The 5,163-nt window shown below is 59.8% G+C and carries 5 protein-coding genes and 1 pseudogene; 1 reads left to right on the forward strand and 5 read right to left on the reverse strand.

Features of this window, described 5'->3' with window-relative positions:
• Nucleotides 1–280 (forward strand): annotated as a pseudogene (locus tag VL202_RS06835) (capsular biosynthesis protein); the annotation flags it as partial.
• Here VL202_RS06835 and VL202_RS06840 read toward each other — a convergent pair.
• The 5 genes from VL202_RS06840 to VL202_RS06860 all read right to left on the reverse strand — a co-directional run.
• Complete coding sequence (locus VL202_RS06840; protein WP_325463384.1) at nucleotides 264–980, reverse strand: hypothetical protein; 717 nt, start codon at nucleotides 978–980, stop codon at nucleotides 264–266. The pseudogene VL202_RS06835 and the gene VL202_RS06840 sit on opposite strands and share 17 nt — an antisense overlap.
• Before the next feature lie 105 nt (nucleotides 981–1,085).
• Nucleotides 1,086–2,411 (reverse strand): RkpR, polysaccharide export protein, encoded by a 1,326-nt coding sequence (locus VL202_RS06845; RefSeq protein ID WP_414692815.1) that lies wholly within the window; start codon nucleotides 2,409–2,411, stop codon nucleotides 1,086–1,088.
• Entirely contained in the window at nucleotides 2,412–3,071 is a 660-nt protein-coding gene (locus tag VL202_RS06850; RefSeq protein ID WP_325463385.1) for an ABC transporter ATP-binding protein, read from the reverse strand.
• A 168-nt stretch (nucleotides 3,072–3,239) separates the two neighbouring features.
• The gene (locus VL202_RS06855; protein ID WP_325463388.1) at nucleotides 3,240–4,541 is read right to left on the reverse strand and encodes a capsular polysaccharide biosynthesis protein; all 1,302 of its coding nucleotides are present in this window, start codon (nucleotides 4,539–4,541) and stop codon (nucleotides 3,240–3,242) included.
• 67 nt (nucleotides 4,542–4,608) lie between these two features.
• Nucleotides 4,609–5,163 (reverse strand): CBS domain-containing protein (locus VL202_RS06860; RefSeq protein ID WP_325463386.1); only part of this gene is annotated, 555 nt, incomplete at its 5' end.

A 5,163-nucleotide genomic window follows, 5' to 3' on the forward strand; every position in this document is an offset into this window, starting at 1 on the left:
GGGGGCCGCGATCTTCGACATTGCGGGGCTCACCGACCAGGCCACGCTCGACCGGTTCTGGGGCGCTCCTTCCCCGCCTGACAATGGGTTAGGTGTCGCCTTCCTCCGCCTCATGGCGGCGACGATCCAGGTGCGCGGCAATTTCTATTCCCGCTCCGGAACCGATGCCGGCGCCGAGGCAATCGCCGTCCGGCTCCACGACCGCACGGTCAACCAGCCGGGCGGCTTCGTCGATCCGCCGCCGCGGCAAAGGCCGGCAAAGATCAGTCCTCGTCGCTAATATCCTGGTCCGGAATGCGCCAGGCGTCCAGTTCCTCCTGCGAATAACGGCGCTTTCGCCACCTGTTCCAGGTCACGCCGCGCTTGACGATGGTAGCCGGCGTGCCGGCAAGGACGACGCTGCTCTCGGTAAATGCCTTATTGACGAAGGACTTGGCACCGACAATGCAATCCGCCGGGATGACAGTGCCCTTGTTCAGGATGGAGCCCACCCCGACCCAGACATGGTCGCCGACCGTGACGGAGGCAGCGCGGTTGAGACGCCGGCCGTCGCGTTTGCGTATCAGCCCATGCGCATCGCTGGTGCGTACCTCGATGTTGCGGGAAAACATGCACCAGCGGCCGATGCTGATGTCGCAGCGCTCCATGCAGAGGAGATAGACCGATTCGAAGGTCGTTCCCTCGCCGACCGTTACCGTTTGGTTGTGACCCTTGACCATGAACTCACCGTACAAACGGCAATTTTCACCGATCACGATGCGGTTTCCCTGTCCGTAAATGGTGATATGGCCGGTAAAGGAGGAGGTCTTCGGCAGCTCGACATAGTTCTGGCTGCCATAGAGACGGATGGTGGCCGTCAGCCGGCCTTTTGCAGCGATGCTATTACCTTGTCCCCAATCCAGCCGGACGGCGAAAGGGTGGTGAAAACGGAGCCGTGGCAGCGATTTAAGAAAACGGCCAACCCTCGAAAAAACATTCATATAGAAAACCGTGCGCGCGCCATGCCGACATTTGGGGAGGAAGGACGATCCACTGCCGGATCGTCCCTTCGCCGCGCCACAACGGCTTGCGGCAGAAATCAGGCCTCAGGTCCGATCGCGGATATTATAATAGCCCATGACGAAAATGCCCCAGGCAAACAGGAGACCCAGCCCGACCAGGAAAGAATTGAGAATACGCGTCGGATATTGCGCCAGCTGCGACAGGGTCGGCTGGATGAAGACGGCGAGATAACGCTGCTTGTTGGAGGCATCCAGGCGAGCTTTTTCGATGCTGGCCAAAGCACCGGTATAGGCGCGCTCCGCAAATTCGCGCTCGGTTTCCAGAACTTCGAACTGCTGGATGCGGCCTGCAACATCATTGGTGCCGGATTTGGACGGATCGCCGCTGCCAAGCCGTTGCCGTTCCGCGTCGATCTGTTCCTGAACGCTGGCGATCCTCGTCTTCAGGACGCGAACGCGCGGCGTGTCGTCGCTCATCTGCGATTTGGCCGTCGCCAGATCGGCGTTCATCTGCGCCAGTTGCTGTTCCAGACCACCAATGAGCTGGAGGGCCAGCTTCGCGCCCTCGACCGGGTCCACTTCCTGCGACACGTCGCGATATTCCCGCACCGCAATCCGGGCCTTGGCAAGACGCCCCTCGGCCACAACCAGTTCATCCTGCGCCGATTTGAGGACGCCGTCTCGAGCCGCGGCCGACAGGTTGTTCACCAGTTCTTCGCTTTTTGCGATGACGAAACTGGCAATCTCCTGAGCCTGCTGCGGTTCGAATGCCTTGACCTGCAACTGCATGATCCCCGACGCCGGATCATAATTCACATGAACCATGTCACGCCAATAGTCGAGCTTGTCCTCGACGGGCAAGCCCGACCACATTCCATAGAAATAATCGGATCCGCGCACGGCGTAGATCGCTTCCAGATCGAACTTCTGCTCGACAGCGGCCAGCATGGCTTCGCTGTGCACGAAATCCATCAATATATAGCTGTCGGAACCGGTGTTACCGGTGGAGGCCTGCGAAAACATCCCGAGAATGTCCGACGTATTGGCGGCCTCGATGCTGCGCACGGCAAAGGAAGAGGAACTGTGATACTGGTCGGCCGCGACAAAGAGCATATAGAGGCTCGCAAGCGTCGCCGGCACGGCAACGAAGGCGAGAAAGCTGCCGAGGATCACGGTATGCCGCAGCCGTAGCGTGCTCAACCAGCCCGTCTTGGCGACCTTCTTAGCGGCGATCGAATAGATCTTGTTACGCCCCCGAGGCTTTTCCTTGGGCACAAGCAGACGTTCGTCGTTGCCCAGCAGTCCCTCGAGAAGATGGACGCTTTTCGGCTTGATCATATCCTTGCCGGTCATCCGCTCGACGGCGAGATTTTTCGGCCCGGTATTCGCCGGATTCTTGATGACCGCCATCTACCGTTCCCTCATATTGCCATTATGCGCCCGGATCGCGTCTTCAATATCGTCATAATAGGTTAATTTGCCATTTTCCATAACCACTCCGCAATCACAATAGTCGCGAATGGTCGATGTGCTGTGGGATACCATGATCACGTCGGCATCCTGCAGCCTGCTTTCGAATACGACCCGGCATTTCTTCTTGAAATTGGCGTCGCCGACGGCGGTGATCTCATCGACGAGATAATAGTCGAAATTGACGCCCATGCTCAAGCCGAATGCCAGCCGCGCCTTCATGCCGGACGAATAGGTGCCGACGGGTGCTCTAAAGAAAGGACCGAGTTCGGCGAAATCCGCGACATAGTCGATCAGTTCACGGGTATCGACGCCATAGATACGCGCGACAAAACGGACATTCTGCTCGCCCGTCATCGTCGCCTGGAAGCTCCCCTGGAAGCCGAGCGGCCAGGAAATCTTCCCTCGCCGGATGATCCGGCCGCTGTCCAGCCTGATTGTTCCAGCGATCAGCCGAAGCAAAGTGGATTTGCCGGCACCATTGCGCCCCAGCAGACCGATGCTCTTTCCCCGCTGCAGGACCAGCGAGGCGCGATCGATGATCGGCTTGCTGATGCCTCTGGTGCGCGCGAATTTGGTGGCCTGTTCAAGCCTGATCATTCATTTCTCAGCAGTGCGGATGAAGCGGTGAACAATACCATTCCAATAAACAATGTCAAAAATACGAAACTATGGGCACCAAGGCCGATGGCATCGTAGCCCTGACGCACCCTGGGCGCAACGATATCAGCCCCATGCATGATTGGATGGAGACGTACCATATGGCGATCATTCGTCGAAGGGATAGAGCAGCCGGCCGATCAGTCTGAACTTCCGATCCGTCAACTCCCGGAAGAACTGGATGGGGCCTTCCCTGTAATTATCCGCATCGCGCTGATGGCCGATCCTGGCAATGGCCAGCGATATGAGCGGTGTCATCAGATGGCGCCAGCCGAGAACGCCATAGGGCCCCCAGGCCTGCCACCGTGGGCCGGGTTGCGGATGCGCGCCTTCCATTGCCGTCCCTGTCGAGAAGTGCCGCTTTACGGCAGCAATGGTTTCCTCGAACGAGACCTGCTTGCCAGTCGCCGGATCGAAATAGCGGGGATAGAGAAGATAGGCAGCGGCAAACAGCGCCTCGACGGACAGCCGCCGCTTTCGCCTGGCATTCGGCTGGCGATCGTCCGTCAGCCCCCAGCCGGCATAGAAGGGGCATCCATAGACCGTGACCTTTATTCCTCTGAGCAACGCCTCGAAGCCGGCGAGCGAGGTAATCGTGTAAACATGATCAATGGTCTCGAAGGCTTCCGCCATCGACAGCGGCCGAGTGACGACCAGGCAGAGATGCGCGACGTCCTGCGGGTCCGATTGGGCGAAACGGACGCGGCTGAGGATATCGGGATGCGGCTTGTAGATGATCTGCGCATCCGGATTTTCCGCGGCGGCCAGCCGGACCAGAACATTGTTCGTGACCGGCGCGAGGCAACCGAAGCGAATGGAGGCGTCGTCCTCCACCTGTCCGATGACCAGCACGCGTTTGCCGGTCTTCCGGCCGTAGAGCGTCGCGACATCGGCTTCCGCACCGGAATTGTATTTGCTGATGCCGGTCTTCAAAAGCGTGTCGATTCCGGTCGCCGCCCGGGCCAGAAGGTCCGGCGACCCGTCGAAATCATATTCGGTCAACAGCCGTTCGAGATCGGAAGCCTCGCGACAATCGAAATAGGCGGTGCCCCGATCGAGCGCCAGCGACAATGGCGGCGTGCGGCTGGCATTGGCCTCCACCGAGCGAATGAAGCCATCCTCGATGAAGGTCACCGGAATGCCGTGCCGTGCCGCAAAGGCGCGCAGACCGTCCGGCACTTCCAGGCTCCAGACGAAAATCTCAGGATTTTCTTCCCGCACCATGCGCGCGGACCATGTCTGCAGGAATTCCCGCCCCCTTGTGTACATGGGCACGAAAATGAACGAGCGTTCTGGAAAATAGCGTTTGAAGATCGGCTGTTTCCAGCCGGGAATGTGGAAAGCGAAGGTCACGATGCCATCACGTGCGGCCGACACGTGTTTTGGCGAACTGCCTTCGGAATGGTTCACTTCAGGCACGGATATCCGCTCCCAGACCGCTGTTCCTAGTCCGTATCAACGGCATACCGTTCCGGGCTCAGGCGACGCCGGCACGAAGCAGGTCGTGGATGTGCAATATGCCGCTCGGAAGGCCCGAATCATCGACGAGGAAGAGGACCGTGACCTTCTGCGCCTGCATGAGCTCCATCGCGGCGCTTGCCAGCATGCCCTCAGTGATGACCCTCGGCTTGTGTGACATCACCGCATCGACCGTTTCCAGGAGAAGGTCGCGCGACATATGCCGCCGCAGGTCGCCGTCGGTGATGACGCCAACAAGTCGGCCCTCTTCATCGAGGACCCCGACGACGCCGAAGCCCTTGGAGGACATCTGGATGACCGCGTCGCCCATGGCGCTGCCCAAGGGCAAGAGCGGCATGGCTTCGCCGCTGTGTGCCAATTCCTGGACCAGCAGCAATTGCGAGCCAAGCTTGCCGCCCGGATGGAAAACCTTGAAATCCTGCGCCGAAAAACCCCGCCGTTCGAGAAGGGCGATCGCCAGGGCATCGCCGATGGCCAGCTGCAGCATGGCCGAGGTGGTCGGCGCCAGGCCATGCGGGCAGGCCTCCGGCACCTTCGGCAAGGTGATGGCGAC

It is taken from the genome of Pararhizobium sp., from assembly GCF_035497515.1.
GTDB lineage: Bacteria > Pseudomonadota > Alphaproteobacteria > Rhizobiales > Rhizobiaceae > Pararhizobium.

Excerpts from the sequence above, each read along its gene's own strand:
- VL202_RS06840 (WP_325463384.1), bottom strand. The coding sequence starts at position 980 with ATGAATGTTTTTTCGAGGGTTGGCCGTTTTCTTAAATCGCTGCCACGG.
- VL202_RS06845 (WP_414692815.1), bottom strand. The coding sequence starts at position 2,411 with ATGGCGGTCATCAAGAATCCGGCGAATACCGGGCCGAAAAATCTCGCC.
- VL202_RS06850 (WP_325463385.1), bottom strand. The coding sequence starts at position 3,071 with ATGATCAGGCTTGAACAGGCCACCAAATTCGCGCGCACCAGAGGCATC.